At 69.3% G+C, this 22554-nt stretch carries 19 protein-coding genes; 10 read left to right on the plus strand and 9 right to left on the minus strand.

Annotated elements, in window-relative coordinates; all coding sequences use genetic code 11:
• Nucleotides 1-94: 94 nt before the first annotated feature.
• The 3 genes from ACIOEW_RS17170 to ACIOEW_RS17180 all read right to left on the minus strand — a co-directional run bounded on the left by ACIOEW_RS17170 (nucleotide 95) and on the right by ACIOEW_RS17180 (nucleotide 5309).
• Entirely contained in the window at nucleotides 95-1360 is a 1266-nt protein-coding gene (locus ACIOEW_RS17170; RefSeq protein WP_401964474.1) for a HEAT repeat domain-containing protein, read from the minus strand.
• A 117-nt stretch (nucleotides 1361-1477) separates the two neighbouring features.
• Entirely contained in the window at nucleotides 1478-2848 is a 1371-nt protein-coding gene (locus ACIOEW_RS17175; protein ID WP_401964475.1) for a DEAD/DEAH box helicase, read from the minus strand.
• Nucleotides 2849-3161: 313 nt separating this feature from the next.
• Nucleotides 3162-5309, minus strand: a complete 2148-nt coding sequence (locus ACIOEW_RS17180; protein ID WP_401964476.1) for a DUF6351 family protein — start codon at nucleotides 5307-5309, stop codon at nucleotides 3162-3164.
• Between the two features lie 818 nt (nucleotides 5310-6127).
• Here ACIOEW_RS17180 and ACIOEW_RS17185 point away from each other — a divergent pair.
• Nucleotides 6128-6607 (plus strand): hypothetical protein, encoded by a 480-nt coding sequence (locus ACIOEW_RS17185; protein ID WP_401964477.1) that lies wholly within the window; start codon nucleotides 6128-6130, stop codon nucleotides 6605-6607.
• A gap of 30 nt (nucleotides 6608-6637) precedes the next feature.
• Here the strand turns inward: ACIOEW_RS17185 and ACIOEW_RS17190 are convergent, their stop codons facing one another.
• Nucleotides 6638-6991 (minus strand): helix-turn-helix domain-containing protein, encoded by a 354-nt coding sequence (locus ACIOEW_RS17190; RefSeq protein ID WP_362547314.1) that lies wholly within the window; start codon nucleotides 6989-6991, stop codon nucleotides 6638-6640.
• A 96-nt stretch (nucleotides 6992-7087) separates the two neighbouring features.
• Here ACIOEW_RS17190 and ACIOEW_RS17195 point away from each other — a divergent pair, with 96 nt between their 5' ends.
• Nucleotides 7088-7969, plus strand: a complete 882-nt coding sequence (locus ACIOEW_RS17195; protein WP_401964478.1) for an NAD(P)-dependent oxidoreductase — start codon at nucleotides 7088-7090, stop codon at nucleotides 7967-7969.
• Nucleotides 7970-8151: 182 nt separating this feature from the next.
• On the opposite strand, the gene ACIOEW_RS17200 is transcribed toward ACIOEW_RS17195, so the two are convergent.
• The 3 genes from ACIOEW_RS17200 to ACIOEW_RS17210 form a co-directional block, all read right to left on the minus strand.
• Nucleotides 8152-9105, minus strand: coding sequence for a hypothetical protein (locus ACIOEW_RS17200; protein ID WP_401964479.1), 954 nt, complete (start codon nucleotides 9103-9105; stop codon nucleotides 8152-8154).
• Between the two features lie 791 nt (nucleotides 9106-9896).
• Nucleotides 9897-10577 carry a 4'-phosphopantetheinyl transferase gene (locus ACIOEW_RS17205; RefSeq protein ID WP_401964480.1) on the minus strand — a complete coding sequence of 227 codons (681 nt, stop codon included), beginning with the start codon at nucleotides 10575-10577 and terminating at the stop codon, nucleotides 9897-9899.
• Entirely contained in the window at nucleotides 10574-11425 is an 852-nt protein-coding gene (locus ACIOEW_RS17210; protein ID WP_401964957.1) for a metallophosphoesterase family protein, read from the minus strand. The genes ACIOEW_RS17205 and ACIOEW_RS17210 overlap by 4 nt, the downstream gene beginning before the upstream one ends.
• Before the next feature lie 203 nt (nucleotides 11426-11628).
• Between ACIOEW_RS17210 and ACIOEW_RS17215 the strand changes: the two genes are divergently transcribed.
• The 4 genes from ACIOEW_RS17215 (at nucleotide 11629) to ACIOEW_RS17230 (ending at nucleotide 16750) form a co-directional block, all read left to right on the plus strand.
• Nucleotides 11629-12423, plus strand: a complete 795-nt coding sequence (locus ACIOEW_RS17215) for an SMI1/KNR4 family protein (protein ID WP_401964481.1) — start codon at nucleotides 11629-11631, stop codon at nucleotides 12421-12423.
• Between the two features lie 254 nt (nucleotides 12424-12677).
• On the plus strand, nucleotides 12678-14294 hold the full coding sequence (locus tag ACIOEW_RS17220; RefSeq protein WP_401964482.1) for a phosphodiester glycosidase family protein: 1617 nt from the start codon (nucleotides 12678-12680) through the stop codon (nucleotides 14292-14294).
• A 40-nt stretch (nucleotides 14295-14334) separates the two neighbouring features.
• Nucleotides 14335-15360: an alpha/beta hydrolase gene (locus ACIOEW_RS17225; RefSeq protein ID WP_401964483.1), complete on the plus strand. Its 1026-nt coding sequence runs from the start codon at nucleotides 14335-14337 to the stop codon at nucleotides 15358-15360.
• 184 nt (nucleotides 15361-15544) lie between these two features.
• Complete coding sequence (locus ACIOEW_RS17230; RefSeq protein WP_401964958.1) at nucleotides 15545-16750, plus strand: MFS transporter; 1206 nt, start codon at nucleotides 15545-15547, stop codon at nucleotides 16748-16750.
• A 71-nt stretch (nucleotides 16751-16821) separates the two neighbouring features.
• On the opposite strand, the gene ACIOEW_RS17235 is transcribed toward ACIOEW_RS17230, so the two are convergent.
• The gene (locus tag ACIOEW_RS17235; protein WP_401964484.1) at nucleotides 16822-18363 is read right to left on the minus strand and encodes an MFS transporter; all 1542 of its coding nucleotides are present in this window, start codon (nucleotides 18361-18363) and stop codon (nucleotides 16822-16824) included.
• Nucleotides 18364-18772: 409 nt separating this feature from the next.
• On the opposite strand from ACIOEW_RS17235, the gene ACIOEW_RS17240 reads away from it, so the two are divergent.
• Both ACIOEW_RS17240 and thpR read left to right on the plus strand, forming a co-directional pair.
• Nucleotides 18773-19363, plus strand: coding sequence for a helix-turn-helix domain-containing protein (locus tag ACIOEW_RS17240; protein ID WP_362547292.1), 591 nt, complete (start codon nucleotides 18773-18775; stop codon nucleotides 19361-19363).
• Nucleotides 19364-19514: 151 nt separating this feature from the next.
• A complete protein-coding gene (gene thpR, locus ACIOEW_RS17245) occupies nucleotides 19515-20192 on the plus strand; it encodes an RNA 2',3'-cyclic phosphodiesterase (protein WP_401964485.1) in 678 nt (225 codons plus the stop codon).
• Between the two features lie 96 nt (nucleotides 20193-20288).
• On the opposite strand, the gene ACIOEW_RS17250 is transcribed toward thpR, so the two are convergent.
• Nucleotides 20289-20660 (minus strand): hypothetical protein, encoded by a 372-nt coding sequence (locus ACIOEW_RS17250; protein WP_401964486.1) that lies wholly within the window; start codon nucleotides 20658-20660, stop codon nucleotides 20289-20291.
• A 162-nt stretch (nucleotides 20661-20822) separates the two neighbouring features.
• Between ACIOEW_RS17250 and ACIOEW_RS17255 the strand changes: the two genes are divergently transcribed.
• A complete protein-coding gene (locus ACIOEW_RS17255; protein WP_401964487.1) occupies nucleotides 20823-21011 on the plus strand; it encodes a hypothetical protein in 189 nt (62 codons plus the stop codon).
• A 126-nt stretch (nucleotides 21012-21137) separates the two neighbouring features.
• Nucleotides 21138-22304: an alanine--tRNA ligase-related protein gene (locus ACIOEW_RS17260; RefSeq protein ID WP_401964488.1), complete on the plus strand. Its 1167-nt coding sequence runs from the start codon at nucleotides 21138-21140 to the stop codon at nucleotides 22302-22304.
• The last annotated feature ends 250 nt before the right edge of the window (nucleotides 22305-22554 follow it).

Consider the following 22554-nt stretch of genomic DNA (forward strand, 5'->3'; position numbering starts at 1 on the left):
CCGTACGAGAGCACCCCGCCACTCGCCGGGGAAGACCGTCAAAGGCGCCGAGACACTCGACCAGCACTACGGCCGCACAGGTTAAACGTCAAGCTTAGATGCGCAGCGCTCCGGTGAACGGTCCGTGGCCCACGCCCTCCTCCGTGACCGCCAGCCAACCGTGGCCGCGCATGGGTGTCTGCTCGCCGACCCCGGTCGGGTCGAGGGAAAGCTCGCGAGCGGCACTGTCGACGCTGGACGCCTGGGTGGCGTTCGGTTCATGGTCGTCGTCGGGATCGAAGTCCGGGTCCGCGCCGAGGGGCTGCTCCCAGTCCAGCGGCACGCCCCGCCATTCCGGCTCCCCGTAGCGCCAGTAGCTGCGGCGCACCTCGCCGTCGACGGCGAGGGCCCAGACCATCGAATCGCTGTGGTCGTCCTGGAAGAAGTACTGCGCCTGACCGCACGCGGCACTGATCCTGCGGAGCAGGTCGTCGACGTCCCAGTGCATCTCCCCCAGCGGTGTGTCGGCGTAGACCAGCCGCCAGCCGTCCAGTTCCGGCGTGACGAACACCCGGTACACCGCCCGCTCCACGCCGTCGGGGCCCGCCACAAGAGCTACGTCGTCCTCCATCGCAGCCTGGCCCATCGAGACCGTGCAGGGCCTTCTGTCGTGCAGCCCCACAGCGGCAAAGAGGCCCTCGTACGTTGCGCCGGGAACGGCCAGCCAGCGGTGCTCGGGCAGGCTTTCCGGGATGTCCTCGGCCACTTTGATCCGGACGAGCCGCTCCAGGGCGCGTCGGTCCCGCTCGTCGATCTCAGCCTCGCCGCCGATGAGGGACAGTGCGCTCAGTGCGTGTCTCCGCAGGTAGGCGGGACCTTCGCGGCGGATGCCCCGCAGTACTGGGCCTGACTGCCTGCCGATGGCCCGGATTGTCTTCTCGGCCTGGTAGCGCGTGTAGCGGTCGGCGTCGTCGAGGAACGGGATGACATCCACGACGGCAGCCGTGGCGGAGTCGCCGAGATTCTGCAGACCCCACAGCGCCTGCCGCCGTATCTCCTTCATGGGGTGCGACAGCGCGGCCACATACTGCGGAAAGCACCGCTCGTCGAAGCCGCGCAGCACATGCCCCAGTTCCCACCAGTCGGGCACCTTCTCGGCCCTGGCACGTGCCGCCACCGCGGCGTCGAAGGCAGCGGGACCGATGAGACGCAGGCTGTCCCGGAGGCCCCACATCGCCTGACGGCTCACCGTGCCCAGGGCGGCGACCAGACCGGGCGCGGCGGCAGCACCGGGCTCAGCCAGACGACGGACGGCTCGCGCGGTCAACTCCTTGTCGCGACCGGCCCGTTCCAACTCTGCGATCAGTTCACCTTGATCCATTCAGCTGACGATAGGCGACGCAACTGACAGTCTCCTCCTCGGCGCCGTCTTCCACCCGCCCCGTCTTGGCGGCCGGACTGCAGCACTGGTTCCCCTGGGCGGACGCCACCAGGCAACTCAGCGGCCCTTGCGCACCCGGGCCGCCGCGCGTGCTTCCGCCGTCTTGCGGGCGTCTGCCGTCTTACGGGACTCCTTGGGGCGGCCCGGACGAGTGCCCATGCCACGAAACGGGACGTTGCCGCTCCCCTTCCCTTCGATGGGCGGGCGCTTCGCCCCGGTGATGGCCGTCAGCTTCTCCTCGCCGGAGCGCACCTGGGTGACAGTCGGCCGGATCCGGGCTTCGGTCATGATCCGGTTGACGTCCCGCCGCTGGTTCGGGGTGACCAGCGTGACCACGTTCCCGGATTCCCCGGCGCGAGCCGTACGCCCGCCACGGTGCAGATAGTCCTTCGCGTCGGCCGGCGGGTCGACATTGACGACGAGATCGAGCGCCTCGATGTGAATGCCGCGCGCCGCGACGTTGGTGGCCACCAGCACGTCGATCGCGCCGTCCTTGAACTGCGCGAGCGTGTGTGTGCGCTGGGGCTGCGACTTCCCGCTGTGCAGGGCGCCGGCCCGTACGCCGCTGGCCCGCAGATGCCGGGTGAACTGATCGACGCCGGCCTTGGTGTCCAGGAACATCAGGACCCGGCCGTCCCGCGCGGCGATTTCGGTCGCGGTCGCGTATTTGTCGGCGGGGTGAACGTTCAGCACATGGTGTTCCATCGTGGTGACCGAGCCCGCCACACGGTCGAGCGAGGCGACTACCGGCTCGTGCAGATAGTTCTGCACCAGCTGGTCGACATTGCGGTCGAGCGTGGCCGAGAACAGCAGCCGCTGTCCGTCGGGGCGGACCTGGTCCAGGATTTCCGAGACCTGCGGCAGGAACCCCAGGTCGCACATCTGGTCCGCCTCGTCCAGCACCGTGATCCGCACCTGCTGCAGCTCACAGAACCGGCGGGATACCAGGTCGGCGAGCCGCCCCGGAGTCGCGACGACCACGTCGGCACCAGACCGCAACAGTGCCGCCTGCCGGTTGATCGCCAGCCCGCCGACCACCGTCGCCAGCCGAACGTTCAGGGCCTGCGCGTACGGTGCCAGCGCGTCGCTCACCTGCTGCGCGAGCTCCCGGGTCGGCACCAGGACCAGTGCGAGCGGCCTCTTCGGCTCCGCCCGCATACCTGCCGTCCGCGCCAGCAGCGCAAGCCCGAAGGCAAGCGTCTTGCCGGAGCCGGTCCGGGCGCGGCCGAGGACGTCACGGCCGGCCAGCGCGTTGGGCAGGGTTGCTGCCTGGATCGGGAAGGGCTCCGTCACGCCGAGTCCGGTCAGCGTCGCCGTCAGTTCCGACGGCAGCCCGAGTTCGTCGAAGGACTCTACCGGCGGCAGGCCGGGGGCAGCCGTCTGCGGCGTTGTCAGTTCGCCCTTCGGGGCCGGCGGCTTTGCGTTCATGGGGTAACCCTTCTCGGTCCGGCGCCCAAAACGCGCCGGGGCCCGTACCCCTCGGTACGGGCCCCAACGATTTTGAAACGTACCCCCAGTTTACCAGCGGGCGCCCCGGCTCATTCCGGTCCGCCGGCACGCCCGCTGTCGTCACCGGCCTCGACGCACCCGACCCGACCTGCGCGGGAAGGACGTCGAGCGGACCGGCCAGGCGTGCCGTCGCGGAAACGCGGCGCTGCTCAGTTCGAAGCCCCGCAAAGTGGCGAGTCGGAAGGTGGCAGCCGCTCGAAGCCAAGACTTGGGCTCACCTGCCGCGATCCTGTCACTTCGGGTCGAAGGAAAGCCATGTACCGGCAAGGCCCTGCTGACCAGCCCCGGGCACGGCCCAGTCGCAGACACCATCCCGGAAGATCGCCTTCAGCTCGTTGAACTGACCGTCGGTCACTGGCCCGCGGTAGTCGGAGACGCTCACGGGACGCTTGCGGCACTTGACGATGTCGTTGGCCACATCGGCCCCCGCAACCATCCGCGGCGATGTCCACACCGGGTAGAGGGTGTTGCACTCGGTGTTGTTGATGCCCTCGACCTGGGGCTCGGTGATCTTCTTCGCACCGATGCCACGGGTCCAGCAGGCGTCCGCGAGACCCTGCGGCTGGTGGCGGACGATCTTCTCTATGGGGGCGTCGGCGGCGGAGTCTCCCTTGATGCCGGTGAGCCACTGGTCCATGTCGGACAGCATCCCGGCGAGAGTGAATCCGTGCCCGCTGGAGCGGGTGAGCATGACCTGGTTGGCGTGGGTCCCGTTCGCCTTGTCCAAGCGCGCCCGGGTGGAGAAGGAGTGGAAGCGCATGTGCATGTCGCCGGCCGCCGCGTCGTCCGTGTAATCGCGGTAGTCGATGATCGGAACGTCGGCGAGGCCGCCACCGCCGTTCAGCAGGCGGCCCGTGCGGTAGGCGAGCCGTACCGCCTTGAGATCGGCGACGGTGCGCGCCGCGGCGGGCTTGGCATCGTCGTCGAGGCCGCCGATGCGCCGGTTCAGGTCGATGAACTGGCCCATGTCGATGGTGCCGTTGTTCAGGGCCTCAAGTCCGTACTGGATACCGGTGTTGTCGAGCGGCCGACGCACCTTCCCGGTCTCCGGTACCTCGCCGTAGACGTTCACGGCGTGGCTGTAGACGTCACAGCGGGCACCGTCCGGGTTGGTTACGGGGTCATAGCGCTGCCCCTCGGGCAGCTGGGGCGGGCAGAACACCGTAGGGTCGATACGGCCGCCGGCCCGGGCAAGGCTGCCGATGCTCTCCCATTTGCCGAACCCGGCGATTGCCTTCTGCTGATCCTTCGTGAACGCGTCCGGCGCGACTTCATTGAAGTAGTGGTTCAGGAGCTGGGCGTCGCTGAGCGTCTGTATCGTCCCGAAACCGACGTCGGGGAAGCTGCAGCCGGAGAGGATGCCGTCCAGCAGGCCCGGGTAGTTGTCGGCGATCTGGTGGGTCTGGTACGAGCCGCCGGAGCAGCCGTTTCCGATGGTGAAGGCCGGGTCGCCGTACGTCTCCACGAAGCGTTCCTTGACCATGCTCATGGTCTCGGCGGCCAGCAGGTCGTTGCAGTTGTTGCCGAAGACGTTCAGCGTGGACGATGCGACGCCGTAGCCCTTGCTCAGATACGTGTCGTTCATGATGCCGACGGTGTTACGGCCCTGGACGTACCAGCCGCCGTTACACCCCCCGCCGAAGCCGTACACGAGGCGCCCGTTCCAGCCCGGTCCACGCTGCAGCGGGTCGGGGGTGCCGGATGCCGGGTCGTGCAGCACGGCCGTCTCGTAGATGCCGCGGTTGATGGTGCCGGTCTCGACTCGGACGATGTACGGCACCTGCTTGCCCAGGCTGGTCGTGGCGGTCGCCAGGTCGTCTGGGCGGACGTTCTCGTCGGGCAGCGGGACGAACGTGCCGGCCTTGGTGCGATACATGTAGTCGACGCGGGTCTTGACCGAGCAGTCCTTGTCGATCGGCTGGCCGAGGGTGACGCCGGTCGCCGTCTTGAAATCGGCGGTGTCACAGATGAACGGCTGCTCCTGCGGCCCTGCGAACACCGGCCCGGTGATGGGGTGGTTCTTCAGGGTCAGTTGTCCGGTGCTCGCGCCCTGCGCACTGGCCGTGAGGCTGTTGTCGCCCTTGGACAGCTCCTTCACCACGCCCATCAGCGCATCACCGGAAGGCCGGAAGCTCGAGGTCACGTCCCGGCCACCCACCTCGACCCGGACTGTGTCGGCCGCTATGGAGGCGGGCACCTCGACACGTATCAGGGCGTCGTCTCCCGACACCGTGCCGGGCCGCGACGAAACGGCCGTCACCTGCAACGTCTCGGATTCCTGGCTACCGGCCGGCGTCGCTGACGCACCTACCAGCACACCCATGATCGCTATGCCGGCAAGACCCATTTCGACCGGCTTCGCGGTTCGTCTGAACGACACGACGGAACTCGCCTCACTTTCTGGAGTCGGAGATCGTACTCAATGCGTAGAAGCGGGCTGTGGGCCCGCCGGGAGGGTGATGCGCGTGTCTCGTTGTCAGGGTGTGCGACTCCCCGGCGTGCGGTATGCGCATGACACTTTCGATTCGGCGAACGGGCGACACCCGCCGATGAGGCCGCCAAGGAACCTCAGGCGGGCCCCGATCGGCTGCTTTCTGCCCTGTGGAAGTCAGCGGGGGCGCGCCTGTCCGGCAGAGACGAAGGCGCCCTGTCCGCGACCCGCGGCCTTCTCAGCATCCTTGTCCGGGCGGGCCGGTCGGACGAGGTCGTCCTCGATGAGCATCCTGAACTCCCACCTGGAACCGCATTGTTGCCCCGCGGCCGGCAAGGCACCTGTGCGGGCCCGGAGCATTCGCCGACGTGCACATGGGGGCACAGTGGTCGCGCACCCGCGACCGTCCGTCGGCCCGGCCCGATGCCGACCTCGCACAGGCCGTGGACGCCCTCGTCTGTGTCGACCACGACCCTCGTCATGCCGTCACCGTGGTCAGGAAGAGTCAGCACTTCCAGGCCGGTGATCTTCATGCCACTCCCCTATGAAAACGTTCCCGCAATCTCAGCACCGCTCTGAAGACCACATCATCGACAGCAGTCGAGCCGAACCGCAAGACCCATGCATCCATAAGGTTTTCCTCGACGAAGTGGTCCCGCCGCAGGCCTTGACACGTTCCGGGAACGTTCGCAAGCATCAACCGCATTCGCAGGATCCGGATACAGGACGGCCGGTGCCACCGGCTCAACCCGGCAAGGAGGCCGTCCGTGGCAGCCACGATCCGGGAAGTGGCAAGCGCTGCGGGCGTCACGGCCCTCTGCACGTGCCGGTCGATGCTGGCGCCGCCGCGCGTACGCCGGCTGGAACGATCCTCGGAGCTCCAGCCGGATGAAGAGGGGGCCACCGATGTCGCCGACACCTGTGCCTTCTTCGCTGTCCTCGGCCAGCGGCATGCCCGGCTGGTGCCGCCGGCCGGGGACGGCAGGCGACGTTCGCCCTGCCGTGACGCGTCGTGCTGGGTGGCGCTTTGGGATCCGTTCCGGCTGAACTGCATGCCGAGCTCGGCAGTGGTCTGCGGACGCGTGAGTCACAGCGACGCCGTCGCCGTGTCCCCGCCGGTGCCATCGCCCGAACCCGAGCTGCTCTTCGCGCCGAAGGCGACGACGACTGTGGTCGTGGCCGCGCTCGGGCTCGCCGTCTGCTACGAAGCCACCGCTGAGGTTGCGGCCATCAACGAGTGGCTGTGACCGGCACGTTCACGACATGCCCTGGCCTGCCTACTCCTCCAGCCCTCGACCGGTCGGCCGCTCGCGCCCCCAGGCGGCCAGCGGCTTGAGTGCGTCGTTGAGGCGCTTGCCGTCCTCGGTCAGTGAGTACTCGACCCGGGGCGGCACCTCGTCGTAGGAGACGCGGTGCACGACACCGTCCGCTTCCAGCTCACGCAGGTGAGAGGCCAGCACCTTCTCGGTGATCCCCGGAAGCAGTCGCCGCAGTTCTCCGAAGCGACGGCAGGGGTGCTCGTGGAGCGCCCAGAGAATCAGCACCTTCCACTTGCCGCCGATCACCTCCATCGCGGTGTCGATCCCGCAGACGTGTCCGTCCGGTGTGCCAGGCCGGTTCAGCGTTGTCATGCCCCACCCTTCCGACGTGCTCGCTCACCCCGGGGTAACCACCCACTACCAAGTGCGTACTTGATCACCCCCGGACTTGTGACCAGCCTAGTCGGCATGGCACAGAACACTGTTGAGAAGACTCCCGTGACGCTGCTGGGCCTCGGCGCGATGGGCACCGCGCTGGCCCGTACCTGGCTTGCCGCCGACCACCCGCTGACCGTCTGGAACCGCACTCCGGCCCGTGCCAAGGCGCTCGCCGCCGAGGGGGCAAGGGTGGCGGACACCGCCGCTGAGGCGGTCGCAGCGAACACCCTGGTCGTCGTTTGTCTGTTGGACGACGCCTCGGTCGACGAGGTGCTGGCCGACACCGACCTGGCTGCCAGGGACCTGGTCAACCTGACGACCAGCACCCCTGCCCAGGCCCGCGCCCGCGCCGAGTGGGCCCGCGAGCGCGGCGCCCGCTACCTGGACGGCGGGATCATGGCCGTCCCTCCAATGATCGGAGTCCCGGAAGCCGGCGGCTACGTCTTCTACAGCGGCTCGCCAGAGCTGTTCGAGCGGCACCAACAGGCCCTGGGCGTTCCGGTCGGCACTACCTACGTCGGCGAGGACGCGGGCTTCGCGGCCCTGTACGACGTGTCCCTGCTCAGCGCCATGTACGGGATGTTCGCCGGATCCGCGCACGCCTTCGCCCTGATCCGCAAGGAGGACATCGACCCCGCAGCACTCGCCCCACTGCTCGCCGACTGGCTCGTCGCGATGGCCCCGGCAGTGCACCGGACCGGCGACCAGCTGCGGAGCGGTGACTACACCAAGGGTGTCGTCTCCAACCTCTCCATGCAGGTGGCCGGCACGCCGACCTTCCTGAGCACCGCCGAGCAGCAGGGGGTCAGCCCGGAACTGCTCAGCCCCTACTTCGAGCTGATGCGCCGCCGCCTGGCCGAGGGCTGCGGCGAGGAGGACCTGACGGGCGTGATCGACCTGCTGGTGCGCTGACCGACCACTTGCCGCCTGGCTCTGTTCGGCAGTAGCGAAGTCGGTTGCGATGGGTCACGGAGGCACCCCGTCCCGTGGAAAGTCAGTGTTGACGAGTTCCGGAGGCACCGAGCCTCTTGCCAGGGCGCGCCATGGGAAGCTTCCGGCGACACAGTCATAAGAGGCTGACTGGCCGCGGGCGGTCATTCGGCGTTTGCGTGCTCCTGGCGCACGGGATGGGTCCGAATCCAGTACGAGCGGGCAGCGACAGCCAGCGCGACTCCGTACACGGCGAACGCCCCCAAGCCGATCCAGGCGACCAGCAAGGCATCGCTCGGGGAGTGGAAGTCGCCTTGTGGCATCGTCACCACGCCGGTCGTGGCCAGGGCCGCGTAGCCGACCCCGAGCACCCCGTACGGAGCCAAGCTGGCGGCGCCGATCAGGGCCGGGGTCAGGGGGAGCCAGCGCGGGACGCGCCGACTGCTCAGCCACCGCGTCCAGCGCGGGAAGACCTGGCCCCACGGGCGAACCAGGCCCCACAGCAGGAAGACGCCGAGCGCGGCCAGCAGCACGGTGCCGTCCAGGCCCCAGGATTCCAGGGTGAGCCAGAATCCCGACGCACCGTTGCGCTTGGAGGTCGCACGCATTTCCTCACCGGATATCCCGGCGAAGGTGCCGCCGGAAGCCCAGATCAGCTTCATCGCCGCGTAGGGGAGAAAGGACACTGTCCCGGCGCAGGAAGCGAGCTGAACCGACCGGGAGGCGGCAGAAGGGGGACGCACAACGGCTGCTTCGGAGGGGCGGCGGACGGATCGGGCAGTGGCCGCGAGCAGCACGACCCCGACCGCCGCCAGCGCGTGGTTCGCAGCGGCCACCCCACTGTCCACCCCCTGGCCGAACGCCAGTGTGATGACGTCCATCAGCAGACCGAACGCGGCGAGCCCGGACAGCAGGCAGACTGCCCACAGCACCACCCGTAACGCCGGCCGCAGCCCCAACCGCCCCACCACGCAGCAGGTCACCGCAGCAAGCGACCCCACCGCCACGACCGCCCAGCCCAGCGCGGAGGGCCCCGGCGCGCCGCCCAGGTAGAGCAGCGGCGTCCCGCTCAGCGCGCATGCCAGGCCGAAGCCGGCGTACGCCACTGCCCAGAGCATGGTGGCCGGGCCTACCCAGTACGGCCACCGCTGCAGCCACGTGCGCCAACGCGCCTTCGTCGTCCCTGTCGCACCGATCACGCATCGACCCTCGCATCGCCTGCGGCGGCGCGACATCGACAGTCAGAACGACCTCCCACCCCCTTTCGGGGGAGGGACCTCTACGACCTGGGCACGACATCACCAGCGTGGTGTTGGTCATACGGACTCGGACCGGCCGGCCTCAGCGTGACGGGCGGCTCGCCGTCTCGCGTGCGGGACCACGACAGTGCCGTCATCTCGCATCGACATTCATGAGCCAGGTGATCACCAACTGACTCCGGAACCGGTCGGCAAACGCTGTCCGCAGAGATGAACCAAGCCATGCCGCCCCAGAGGCGACCGTGCTGGTCACAGTTTCAACAAGTAGCTGTGACCAGCACTTTCACCAAACGACGTAGCAGGCCTCTCTGTTTGACAGGACGCCATCTCCCGGAACGATATGGGCCGCGACAGACCGCCTGTGGGCGGTTCGCCCGCTGGGAAGCCGGTGGCACCTGGGTGAAGCCGCTGGAGCATGTCCAGGTCCGCGACGACGCGGTGGCCCGAGTGGGGTGGCCGGCACCGGTCGTCGATAGCGTGGACGCCCGCAGATGCCGCTGGTTGATCACCTCGTATGCAGGTCTTCCAGCGGCCCTCGAACGCGGCCTCGTGACGCCCGGACACCCGGCCGCGAGTCCCTCAGCAGTGTGAAGCAGAGCCGGTGCCCGGCATCGCCGCCCGCGGCCGCCCCACCGCGATGGAAGGCGTCCTCAGGGGTGCGGGACCGTGAGCGCAGTGATGACCAGGCCCTGGCGGATGATCCACCGCCCCTCGAAGAACCCGATCCGTTGGCCTCCGACCAGCGGTCCGGGGACGAGCAGTTCGGCGCGAAAGCGGCCCTGGGGTGACGTTCCGGGGTCCTGGTCGAACGCGATGTCCGCCTCCTCGAAGTCCAGCCATTTGCCGGTCAGTGGGAACCATGCCTTATAGACGCATTCCTTGGCGCTGAACAGCAGCCGGTCCCAGTGGACGGCGGGCTGCCTGGCGTCGAGCACGGCCAGCCGCTCCAGCTCGGCCGGGAGGGCTACGGAACGCAGGACGCCGTCCGGAAGCGGACCGTGCGGTTCGGCGTCGATGCCGAGGGAGGCCAGGTCGGCGGCTCGGACGAGAGCGGCGGCGCGGTAGCCGTCGCAGTGGGTCATGCTGCCACGAAGCCCCTCCGGCCAGCCCGGGGCGCCACGCTCACCCGGCAGGATGGGCTGCGGCTGGACGCCGAGCTTCGCCATGGCTTGACGGGCGCAGGCGCGCACGGCGGTGAACTCGCGGCGGCGCTTTTCCACCGCCCTTGCCACCACCGCCTCTTCCCCGGGGTGGAGCATGGCATGGCAGGCCGCGTCGTCTCCTCGGCTCTCCACGGCCACCACCGAGTCCGGAAGTACTTCCTCGATCACTTGCTTTGTCCTCCGGTCGGCAGAATGCGGCGCAGCCGGCCGGGCGCCCCCGGGCGGGTGCGCCACTCACGGGGATATCCCACCGACACCTCTTCGAAGCGGACGCCTTCGTGCCAGGTGGTCCGGGGGATGTGGAGATGGCCGTAGACCATGGCCGTCACCCTGAACCTGCGGTGCCAGTCGGCGGTCAGCCGGGTGCCGCACCACATGGCGAACTCGGGGTACCGCAGGACGTCCGTGGGGTGGCGATGCAACGGGTAGTGGTTGACGAGGACCGTGGGCAGGTCCTCGTCGAGCGCCATCAGCCGGCGCTCGGTCTCGGCGACCCGGTCCCGGCACCAGGCCTCACGGCTCGGGTAGGGATCGGGGTGCAGCAGGTACTCGTCGCTGCAGATGACGCCGGTCTCGTTCGCGTAAGCGAGCCCCTCGGCCTTGGTGGCGCAGCCGGCCGGCAGGAAGCTGTAGTCGTACAGCAGGAACAGCGGGGCGATCGCCACCGGGCCGGTGGGGCCGTTCCAGACCGGATAGGGGTCCTCGGGGGTGGTCACGCCCAGTTCGCGGCACAGCTCGACGAGGTGCTCGTAGCGGGCGGCTCCTCGGAGGGTGACGGCGTCCTTCGGGTGCGTCCACAGTTCGTGGTTGCCGGGAGCCCAGACAACCTTGCGGAAGCGGCTCGCCAGCGTACTGAGGGCCCATCGGATGTCGTCCACCTTCTCGGCGACGTCCCCGGCCACGAGCAGCCAGTCGTCATCGGAGCCGGGCGCCATCTGCTCCACCAGGGCACGGTTCTCGGGATAACTGATGTGCAGGTCGCTGATGGCCAGCAACTGCCCGGTACCGCCGGTCATCAATGCCCTCTCGTCCGCGCATGTGATCGCGTCCACGACAACACACTTCACGACTCGCTGACAAGCATTCACGTGTTGCGGGCGGTCGCCTCGACGGCACCGCGGGGGTGGGGGCCGGAAACCTGCTCAGCTCCCCGGCCGGCGACAAGATGTAAATCACGTGGCTCCAGCGTGTTGCCGGCTCGAAGGAACTTCTGGCCGGCATGTCGGGGTGCGAGGAGGGCTGCAAGGAGGCTGCAAGGAGGGCTGATGAGCGGGACAGATGCCTTCCCCGCATGACACAAGCGTTCGATCTTGCCACGTCGCTCGCCCGCGGCGTCGAAGGCCGCAGTGGCGCATGGGCCTTTGTCCAGGGCTTCGCCGCCCACTGGGCCGGCGCCGCCCTGACGAGGCACGACGGATGGACGGAAGCCGATCTCGACGCTGCCGAGGAGAGGCTGGATGTCCGGCTGCCGACGGCGTTGCGCGAGGCGTACCTGCTGTTCGGACGCCGGCAGGATCTCACCAGCAACCACGATGTACTGCTCGCCCCTGCGGAGCTATTCGTCGATGACGCCGAGGAGGCCCTGGTCTTCCGTCACGAGAACCAGGGCGCCGCCTCCTGGGGTGTCCTCCTCGACAGCCTCCAGGAGGACGATCCTGCGGTGCTCATCCGGCTCGACCTCGCAGACAGGAACGCCGAGCGGTGGGAGGACTGGCTGGCTCGTCTTTCCCTGTGCTTCGTTGAGATCATCCTGTCGGAGTCCTTGCACGCCGACGAAGAACTCTGCGACTTCCTCGACCCGGATGACGACAGCCTGGAACTACTGGAGACCGACTCCGTCCGACTGCCGTTCCCGGCATACCCCATCGGCGAAGAGACCCGGTGGTTCCTGGGACGGGATGTCCTTCTTCGCGATGACGACGGCGCGGCCATTCTGGCCCGCGGCCGGACGGCAGAGGACCTTGATCGCGTTCGCGACCTGATCCCGGGCAATTGGCTCAACGACTTCCGCTGACCACGTCCCGGACTCCTGCCGACCCAGGTGCCCACGTCGGAGTCGGCCCGAGCCCGGCCGTTCAGCGCGGGCACGGTTCACAGCGAGGCGGTAAAGGTCGGTGCCGTCGCGCTGATGCTGCCGCCGAAGGACTCATCGGAGCGACAGTCACGCCGTTCACCCCTCTCGTTCGACCACAATTGTCGTGAACACGTCTTGACTGACGGCCGCCGGCACACGCACCTTTGCGTGGCGGATCTTTCCCAGGGGGGTACATGAACAGCAAGGTCCTCGGCGCGTCAACGGTCCTGGCCCTGTTGGCCTCGGTGGGTGCCTTGCCGGCACCGGCCTCTTCCGAACCGCGTCCGGGGCCGGCGCGAGCCCTGCCGCTGGGAGCCGCCGGGCTGACCGAGACCCGCAGCACGCGGACACTGCAGCCCGGTGTCACACTCACGCGCATCGTGCGCGGCGCCGACGCCCCGGCGCTTGCGTGGACGGTCGAGGTTTCCATACCCGGCGGTGCCACCTCGCCGGACCCCGATGCGCCGCCGACAGCGCTGAAGGACCGGGCGAGCGCCGACGAGCTCACCGCGGCAGTGCAAGGGTACGGTTTCGACGCCCGGACGGAGAACGTCACGACTCCGGCCGTCGCCGACTACGCCGGCGGATCACTTGGGTGGCGGGTGCGGGTCGGGCGATTCGACTCGCAGTCGGCCGCGTCGGCCGAGCTCACCCGGCTGAGGAAGTCCGGGTACGCCGGATCCGCCGTGTACACCGGCTGGGATGGCAACCCCGCAGACCGTGGCCCGTGGCGGATCGACGTCCTCACCATCGACCCGGGCCGGTTCCGCGGCGCGCTCAAGGCGTCGTACGGTCCTGATCTGGAGAACCGCGAGAAGACCGGTGAGCTGGCGGCGTCGGCCGGTGCGACCGCAGCGGTCAACGCCGGGTTCTTCGTCCTCGACCCGAAAGCCGGAGCGCCGGGTGACCCGGCCGGCGTCGGCGTCTACGACGGCCGGCTGCTGAGTGAGCCGGTGAACGGGCGCCCCGGCCTGGTGATACGCGACGACGGGCGCCACAGCAGTGTCACCCGGCTCACCTGGAAGGGGCGAGTCGTCGGCCGCGACGCGTCGCGGCCGCTGGACGGCATCGACCGTGTTCCGGGCTTGATCAGGAACTGCGGTGGCACCGACGACGACACTCCGACCTCCCTCCCCCTGCACGACGTGACCTGCACGGACGACGACGAGCTCGTTGCCTTCACCCCCGGATACGGCAGTCAGACCCCGCATGGCGACGGCGTCGAAGCCGTACTGGACACCCGGGACCGGGTACTGGAGTTGCGCTCACCACGCGGCGGACCTTTGCCGGCCGGCGGCAGTTCCGTTCAGGCGACCGGCAGCCGCGTCGCCGAGCTGACCGCCCTGGCACAGGTCGGCCGGCCCCTGCGCGTCGAGACGGCGTTGCGGGACGGCAACGGCCACCAGGTCTCCCCGTCACCGGCGACCAGCATCCTCAACGGGGGCCCCGAACTGGTCCGCGACGGAGCCCTGCACGTCACACCGGCGACCGACGGGATGGTGCAGCCCGGCAACGCCAGCTTCTACTACGGCTGGGTGCACAAGCGTAATCCCCGCACGCTGGCCGGGGTGGACGCCGCCGGCAGGACCGTACTGGTGACGGCCGACGGACGCAGCACGGACGCGCTCGGACTGAGCATCCCCGAGAGTGCCGCCGTCGCCCGGGCACTCGGCCTGCGCGACGCGGTCAATTTCGACGGCGGCGGGTCGACCACCATGGTGATCGACGGAGAAGTGATCAACCACCCGTCAGACGCGGCCGGTGAACGCCCTGTCGGGGACGCACTGCTGATACTGCCCGGCCGGAACTGACAAGGCCCCAGCCCGCGACCACTCACTGCCAGGAGTCGCCATGACCGCCGTCCCGATCCGACGAGCCCGCCTCCTGCTCGTTGTTGCCGCACTACTGCTCACGATGGTGTCGATCCCAGTGGCTCCGGCTTCCGCCTCGGCGCTCTCACCCGCCGTGGCGGCGGGCGGGAACGCCTCGTCCCGGAAGGCCGAGGTCGTCGCGACCACTCAGGTCGCCGATCGGCAGGTCGACCTGTCGGTCCGTTCACCGGCCCTCGGCGACCGGACGGTGAACGTGCGGCTCCTCACGCCCGACGGCTGGGACCCGGGCGACCGGAGCCGGCACTGGCCCACCTTGTGGCTGCTGCACGGCTGCTGCGGGGACTACACGTCGTGGACCGGTCAGACCGACGTCGCACGGACCGAGAGCCTGCGTGACGTCCTCGTGGTCATGCCCGAGGCCGGCTGGAACGGCTGGTACAGCGACTGGTGGAACTACGGCCAGGGCAGCGACCCGGCATGGGAGACCTTCCACACCAAGGAGTTGCGTCTCCTCCTCGAACACGGCTGGGGAGCGAGCAGCAATCGCGTCGTGGCGGGACTCTCGATGGGCGGCCAGGGTGCTCTGCTGTACGCCGCCCGGCACCCCGGAATGTTCAAGGCGGCAGCGGCGTACTCGGGCTCCGTGCACCCGCTGCTCAACGACGAGTCCGTGAACCGCATCATGGGGTTCTTCGCCGGGCAGGGCAACGACCCGCTGAGGGTCTGGGGCGATCCGGTGGCGCAACGCGATGTCTGGGCGGCCCACGACCCGTTCCATCTGGCCAAGCGCCTCAAGTCCATCCCCGTCTATCTGTCCTGCGGTGACGGCACCACCGGCCCCCTGGACCCGCCCGGCGGCACGAGTGCGCTCGAAGCGGACTTCAACAGGCAGAACCATGCCCTTGCGGGCGAGCTCGAACGCACTGGCGCACGGCAGGTGACCACCCACTTCTACGGACCCGGGACCCACGGCTGGGCTTACTGGCAGCGCGAGTTGCACTCCTCACTTCCGATGCTGCTCCACGCACTGCGGGCCGGCCGCTGAGCGTCCGACTGCCGAGGCCGTCCGCCCGGCCGACCTTGCTCAAGCACGTACGAACGAGGGCTGGGACGCGTACGCGGGGACCTGTGCCCGCGTACGCACCCCGTAGCCGGCCACGACTCACCCCGGCGGCGCCTCGCGCCGAGCACCGTTGGTGCGGGTTGCCGATCGTAGGGTGACGTGGGTGATCGTTCGTGAGGGTGCGGTGAGAACAGGCGGCGGGCGGCGGCCCGGCTATCTGGCGGCGGCTGTGGTGTTCGCCATTGGGATGGCCGGAACTACACTGCCCACTCCCCTGTACGGGCTCTATCAGCAGCAGATCGGCTTCTCCGAGCTGATGGTGACCGTCGTGTTCGCCGCCTATGCCCTGGCAGTGATCTCCGTACTGATGCTGGTGGGCAACTACTCCGACACGGTAGGCCGCAGACCCGTGCTCCTGTGCGCCATGGCGCTGTCGGCAGCAAGCGCGGGATGCTTCCTGCTGGAGAGCGGGCTGCCGCTGCTCTTCGCCGGCCGCCTCCTGTCCGGCGGCGCGGCCGGCCTGCTGAGCGGCGCGGCGACGGCGGCGGTCCTGGAGCTCGCCCGCCCCGGGCAGAAGGCGCGGGCCGGGTTCGCCGCCACGGCCGCGAACATGGGAGGACTGGGCTGCGGGCCGCTGCTCTCCGGCTTCCTCGCCGAATACTCACCGTGGCCGCTGATGCTGCCCTTCTGGGTTCACCTGGGCCTGGTGACCGTGGCGTGCGGGATCACCTGGTGTCTGCCGGAGACCGTGGCCCGGCCTCGGCGCTGGCCACGTCCGGCGCCTCAGGGCGTAGCCGTGCCGGACGAGGTGAAGGGTGTGTTCGCACGCGCCTCCCTGGCTGCGTTCGCCGGCTTCGCGCTACTCGGACTGTTCACCGCGGTCGCGCCGAGCTTCGCTACGCAGACGCTGGGCGTGGACAACCTGGCTGTTACCGGAGCCATCGTGTTCTCCGTCTTTCTGGCCTCGACTGCCGGGCAGTTGCTCACCCGGCGGATCGGCGCGCGCCTTGCGCTGCCTCTCGGGTGCGGTGCGCTCGTCGCCGGTCTGCTGCTGGTGGCATCGTCACTGATCGCGGAATCCCTGCCGCTGCTCGTCCTCGGCGCTCTGTGCGGAGGCACGGGCCAGGGTCTGTCCTTTCGCGCGGCACTGACTCTGGTCAGCGACGCCGCTCCGGCCGCGCACCGGGGCGGCACCATTTCGGCCTTCTTCGTCGTGGCGTACACCGGAATCTCGGTGCCGGTGGTCGGAGTCGGCGCCTTGGCCACATGGCTCGGTCTGCGCGAGGCCGGGCTGATCTTCACGGGCTGCGTCATTCTGCTGGCGGGCGGCGCGGGCACCTACGCAGCTCTCAAACCGCCGCCGCAGACGTAGCCGGACGGCCTCGGCAAGCATGCCGGCCGAGGCCTTCCGGCACGGTGGATTCCATGGAATCGTCCTGCGGTTCAGTGTGCGGTGACCGGGATCCTCACCTCGTCCTGGCTGCCGTCCGTGGCACGTGAGGCAGCTGCGGGGCCTCCCTGGTGACCGGCGTTGATCATGGTCAGGGCGATGCCCGCGGCAAGGACCAGGATGCCGACCGCCCACCAGGTCGCGCTGGAGTAGCCGTCCACCATGGCTCGCGCCTGGACCAGTTTCCGTGCGGCCGGAGTGGTCGCGTCCGCGGCGTGCGCGGCGAGGTAGGCGGTCGTGGCCGAGGCTGCGATGGTGTTCAGGAGCGCTGTACCGATGGCGCCGCCCACCTGCTGCGAGGTGTTGACCATCGCGGAGGCGACGCCGGCGTCACGCGGCTCGACGCCGTGGGTGGCGAGCGACATCGCGGGCATGAAAGCCGTGCCCATGCCGAGGCCGAGCAGCAGCAGCCCCGGAAGCACCAGACCGGCGTACGAGCTGCCGATGTCCATCCGCGTCAGGAACAGCATTCCGGCCGCGGCGGTCAGGAAGCCCGGGCCCATGAGCAGTCGCGGGGGAATCCTGGTCATCAGCCGGGCGCCGATCTGGGTGGAGCCTGTGATCATTCCGGCGACCATCGGCAGGAAGGCCAGGCCGGTCCTGATCGGCGAGTAGCCCTGGACGATCTGAAGGTAGTAGGTGAGGAAGAGGAAGGTGCCGAACATCGCGATGACGGCGAGGCCGAGCGAAAGGTAGACACCGCCACGGTTCCGGTTGGCCGGCACGCGCAGCGGCAGCAGCGGCGCCTTGACCCTGGCCTCGGTGATCAGGAACGCGCCGAGCAGCACCGCGGAGGCGACGAACGTGCCGATCGTCAGTGCGTCGGACCAGCCGGCCGACTCGGCGTGGGTGAAGCCGTAGACCAGGGCGACCAGTCCGAGGCTGGAGAGCACGACGCCGGGGATGTCGAGCGGCGAGCGGTTACGGCCACCGGCCGGCTCACGGATCACGAAGTACGCGCCCAGGGCCGCGACGATCGCGAAGGGAACGTTGACGAAGAAGGTCCAGCGCCAGTTCAGGTACTCGGTCAGGGTGCCACCGAGGATGAAGCCCACAGCACCGCCGCCACCGGCGATCGCACCGTAGATGCCGAACGCCTTGGCGCGCTCCCTGGCCTCTGTGAACGTCACCGCGAGCAGCGAGAGCGCGGCGGGTGCGAGCAGCGCGCCGAAGGCTCCCTGCAGCGCACGGGCGCCGAGCATCATGGCTTCGCCCTGGGCGGCGCCGCCGAGCACGGAGGCGGTGGCGAAGCCGGTCAGGCCGACGAGAAAGGCCCGCTTCCGGCCCCAGAGGTCGGCGATACGGCCGCCGAAGAGCAGGAGGCCACCGAAGGCCAGGGCGTAGGCGGTGATGACCCACTGCCGGTTGCCGTCCGAGATCCCCAGGTCCTGCTGGGCGGAAGGCAGCGCGATGTTCACGATGGTCGCGTCGAGCACGACCATCAGCTGCGCCAGGGCTATGAAGATCAGCGCTCTCCAGCGCTTCGGGTCGGGGCCGGTGTCGGCTTTCCCGGCGGACAGAACTGTTTCGGACATGGAGGTACCCACTTCGGGACTCAATTCGGAACTCAAGAAGGGTGAACGGAGCCGCGCTGCGTCGTGTCCACGGATCGGGGCCGGTTCTCCGGAGGCCGCGTCCGCGGGCTCCGGGTGGGGCGGTGTCGGGACACGTCGCGGATGGCGGCGGTGGGGCACAGGCGTCGGGCGCTCACGGTGAGGGCGGCCGGCAAGCCACGCCGAGGGTGCCGATATCGGTCCCAGGGCAGACGGTGGCGCCGAGGCAGCATGGGCCGACCTCTGTACCGGCCCCGTCCGGCGTGCGGAACCGGGTGGCTCTCCTCCTTCGTGGGCTGCTGGTCACGGGTCCGGCTAGAATGAAACCGGAACACCGTTCAGCAATCACAATACGGAACATCGTTCCGGAGCGCAAAAGGGAAGACACCCCATGCCTGATCGCCCCGCAGAGGAGCCGGTTGCCCGCCGCGTGCGGCCCGACGTCCAACGCAACCTCGACGCCCTGCTGACCGCGGCCGCCGAGGTCTTCGCATCGGACGGCGTGGACGCCCCCGTGCGGCGGATCACCGCAAGGGCCGGAGTGGGCGCGGGCACCCTCTACCGTCACTTCCCGCAACGCTCCGACCTCATCACCGCCGTCTTCCGCCACGAGGTCGACGCCTGCGCCGAGGCGGCCCCCGTCCTCGCGGAGCAGTACGAACCGGTCGAGGCTCTCACCCGATGGCTGGAGCGCTTCGCGCAGTTCGTCGCGGCCAAACGCGGCCTCAAGGCCGCCCTGCACTCCGGCGACCCCGCCTACGAAAGCCTGCCCGCCTACTTCCAGCAGCGCTTCCTCCCCGTCGTGACGGAGTTGCTGGGCAGTGCCGCCTCGTCCGGCGGGATCCGTGCCGACATTCCCCCGTACGACCTGTTGCGTGCCGTCAGCGATCTCGTCTCACCGGACGACCAGGGTTACACCCAGCGCATGATCAACCTGCTCGTCAACGGCCTCCGTTACCGCACCGATGCGCCGTCCCCCTGACTTCGGGCGGCAAGCGCGGCGCCCCGGACCCGCTACGACCGGTGGCTGTCCGGCAGTTCGTGCGCCCGCAGTCGCCCGGTTCGCCGCCTCCTTGTCCGCCTTCCCCTGCCCTTGCGGCGCCAAGCAGCCTGGATCCGGTACGGAGTCCGATGTGAACGAACCGGCACAACCCGCGACCGTTCGCGTGTTCATCGCCCTCGCCCCGCCCGACCCGGCCAAGGAAGAACTGGCCCGGGAACTCCGCCCCGCCTACGGCACACACCCGGACATGCGGTGGAACCGCATCGAGGACTGGCACATCACCCTTGCGTTCCTCGGCGAGCTGCCGGCCGAAATGGTTCCCCTCCTTCACCAGCCCCTCGCCGGCGTCGCAGCGGCACATCAGCCACCTCGCCTGGCGCTGCGAGGCGGCGGGGACTTCGACGACCGGGTGCTCTGGACCGGAATCGACGGAGACCTGGACGAGTTGCACCGGCTCGCCGCCGACGTGCGTACCGCGGTCACGGGCTGCGGGGTCGCGTTCGAGGAGCGGCCGCTGCGGCCGCATCTGACACTGGCCCGTGCCCGCCGGGGCGATCGGTCCTCAGCCGGGGAGATCGCGGCAGGGCTCGCCGGATTCACCGGCCGTCGATGGGCTGCCGAGCGTCTGCACCTGGTCGGCAGCAACGACGGCCGGAGCCGTGGGCCGATCCTCTATCGCGACATCACGGCGTGGCCCCTCGGCACCGGGATCCCCGGGATCCCTGGTGACGGTTCTTCGGAACCCCGGCCGGCTGTGGGCCGGTGCTGTGCGGCGTGCCCGCCCGCCTGCACCGCCCATGACGGTTGATCACCGGTCCGCCTCTGCAGACGGACCAGCGTGCCAGGCGGATGTGAATCAGCCGGCGGCACCTTCACGTTCTCCGCCGGGCAGTGGACCCGCCCGTCAGCAAGCTTCCCCACCTCGGCGGAACTCGTGCACCACCTGGATCTCGCCGACGATGTGGGCATTGAAGCCGTCCAGCTCCTCGGCCGGAACCCAGAGTTCGAGGATCGTCCGGCCGCCGGCCTGCTGGACGGGATATCGGCTCAGGAACTCCGACTCGACCTCGAAACGAGTGACGAATCCGGCGCCGTCATGCTTCACGTTCCAGTCCCGCGCGATCCTGACCGCGTAGTCCTCGTTGAGGACCGGGTAGAAGATCGGCTGCTCGGGCAGCCTGGGCGGCCAGGCGCGCCAGTTGAGTTCCCGGACCAGATCCAGCTCCTTGGGTCCGGTGGGGCGCCAAAGGGTGGTCGTTGCCTGCCTGCTGGTCATCTGCGTCGCTCTCTGAACGTGCCGCTGCTGCGCGGGCGGGAGACCGGACCATACCGGGAGGGCGAACTCTGCGGCCACGCACATTCCCGCTCCGGCCGTCCGCGACCAGCAGCTTCGGACCGGCGTCGTCCCGGGGGCCGGGCCCATGCGGGTACTTCGGCCGTGGCCTCGGCCACCGAGCCGGTGTCGAACGGCGGTACCCAGCCGATGCCTGACGGCGATGCGGGTCATCGCGATCAAATTCGTGTGCTTCGGCGCGCAGGCCACGATAAAATCGTTCGTATGAACGTCACCGGCTCAATCAACACCGCGACCGCGCGAGCGACCACCTCGCCGGTTGCCGCCGTCTGACCTTCCCTCCCCCGGCGACCGGAAACGGTCCGTCGGTAGCGCCGTGGAGCCTTCTCGCCCCGGCCGGACGACTGAACGGTCCCGTTCTCCGGTGCCTCCCCCGCTGTCACGCGAAGGAGCCATCCCATGCATACGGAACAGCTGGTCAGCACGTTCGTCGAGTACTTCCACGAGCGCGGCCATCGCAGGATCGTCGGATCGACACTGCTGCCGCCACCGGGCGACCCCGTCCTGTTCACCACCTCCGGCATGCACCCGCTCACCCCGTACCTGGAGGGCAGCCCCCATCCGCTGGGCAGGCGGCTCGTCAACGTTCAGCGCTGCCTGCGCACGACGGATCTGAAGGAGGTCGGCGACGCCACTCACCTGACGGTCTTCGAGATGCTCGGCACCTGGTCACTGGGCGACTACGGAGGCCCGCTCAGTCTCGACTGGGGGTACGGGCTGCTCACCGAGGGCCTGGGCGTCGATCCCGGTCTGCTGCACGCTACCGTCTACGCCGGTGACAGCCAGTGCGAACCGGATCATGCCTCCCTTGAGCTGTGGCAGGACCGCGGTGTCCCCGTCGAGCTCACCGTCGAGGACAACTGGTGGTCCAACGGGCCCGTCGGACCGTGCGGTCCCGACTCGGAGATCTTCCTGTGGAGCGGTGACTGCCCTCCCGAGTCGACACCCACGCAGGACGACCGCTGGGTGGAGGTGTGGAACCACGTCATGATGAGGCACCGCCGGCTCGGCGACGGTTCCCTCGTGCCTCTCCCCCAGCGCAACATCGACACCGGACTCGGTCTGGAGCGGCTGGCCTCCCTGCTTCAGGGCAAGTCGTCCGTGTTCGAGGGCGACATCTTCGAACCCTGGCGCCGACTCGTTCCGCCCCTGTGGCATCTGGACGAACCGTCCCTGCGTCTGGTCTGCGACCATCTGCGCTCAGCCGTCGTGATGCTGGGCGACGGCGTGCGCCCGGCCGGCACCGGACGGGGCTACGTACTGCGCCGCCTGCTACGACGGGTCCTCACCGTGTTGTGGCGGGAAGATCCCTCGTACAGTTTCGGCGACCTGCCGGACGGCCTGGTCCAGCACACCCTGGACCACTTCCGGCAGGACATGTCTCCGGCAGACGTACGTCCTGTTCTGCATGACGAGGAGCAACGGTTCGGCCGCCTCATGGAGCGCGGCCGGCAGGTGCTCGCCCGGCCCCGGTTCCGAGGCCGTCTCACCGAGGAGGATCTCCACTACCTTCACGACACCCACGGGCTGCCACGCGACCTGATCACGAGCCTGCGGCACGGATGAGGAGCACGGCGCCGGCCCGGTCGGCACTCCCTGCCGGGAACGTCCACCCCGGCGGGGTCGCACCGCGCTGAGCCGTGTCGCCGAGCCGTGTCGCCGGGCTGCCGTCGCCGAGCGGAAGGCAGCCGAGCGGAAGGCAAGCCGATTCACGGCCCGCCGGCAACGCGCAACGGCATCGGGATCCGACGGACCGGGGGTTGTCGGCCCGTCAGATCCCGGTCTCCAGGGGCCATACGTACCGGCGGCAGGCAGA

Source organism: Streptomyces sp. NPDC087901, from assembly GCF_044742205.1.
Classification (GTDB): Bacteria; Actinomycetota; Actinomycetes; order Streptomycetales; family Streptomycetaceae; genus Streptomyces.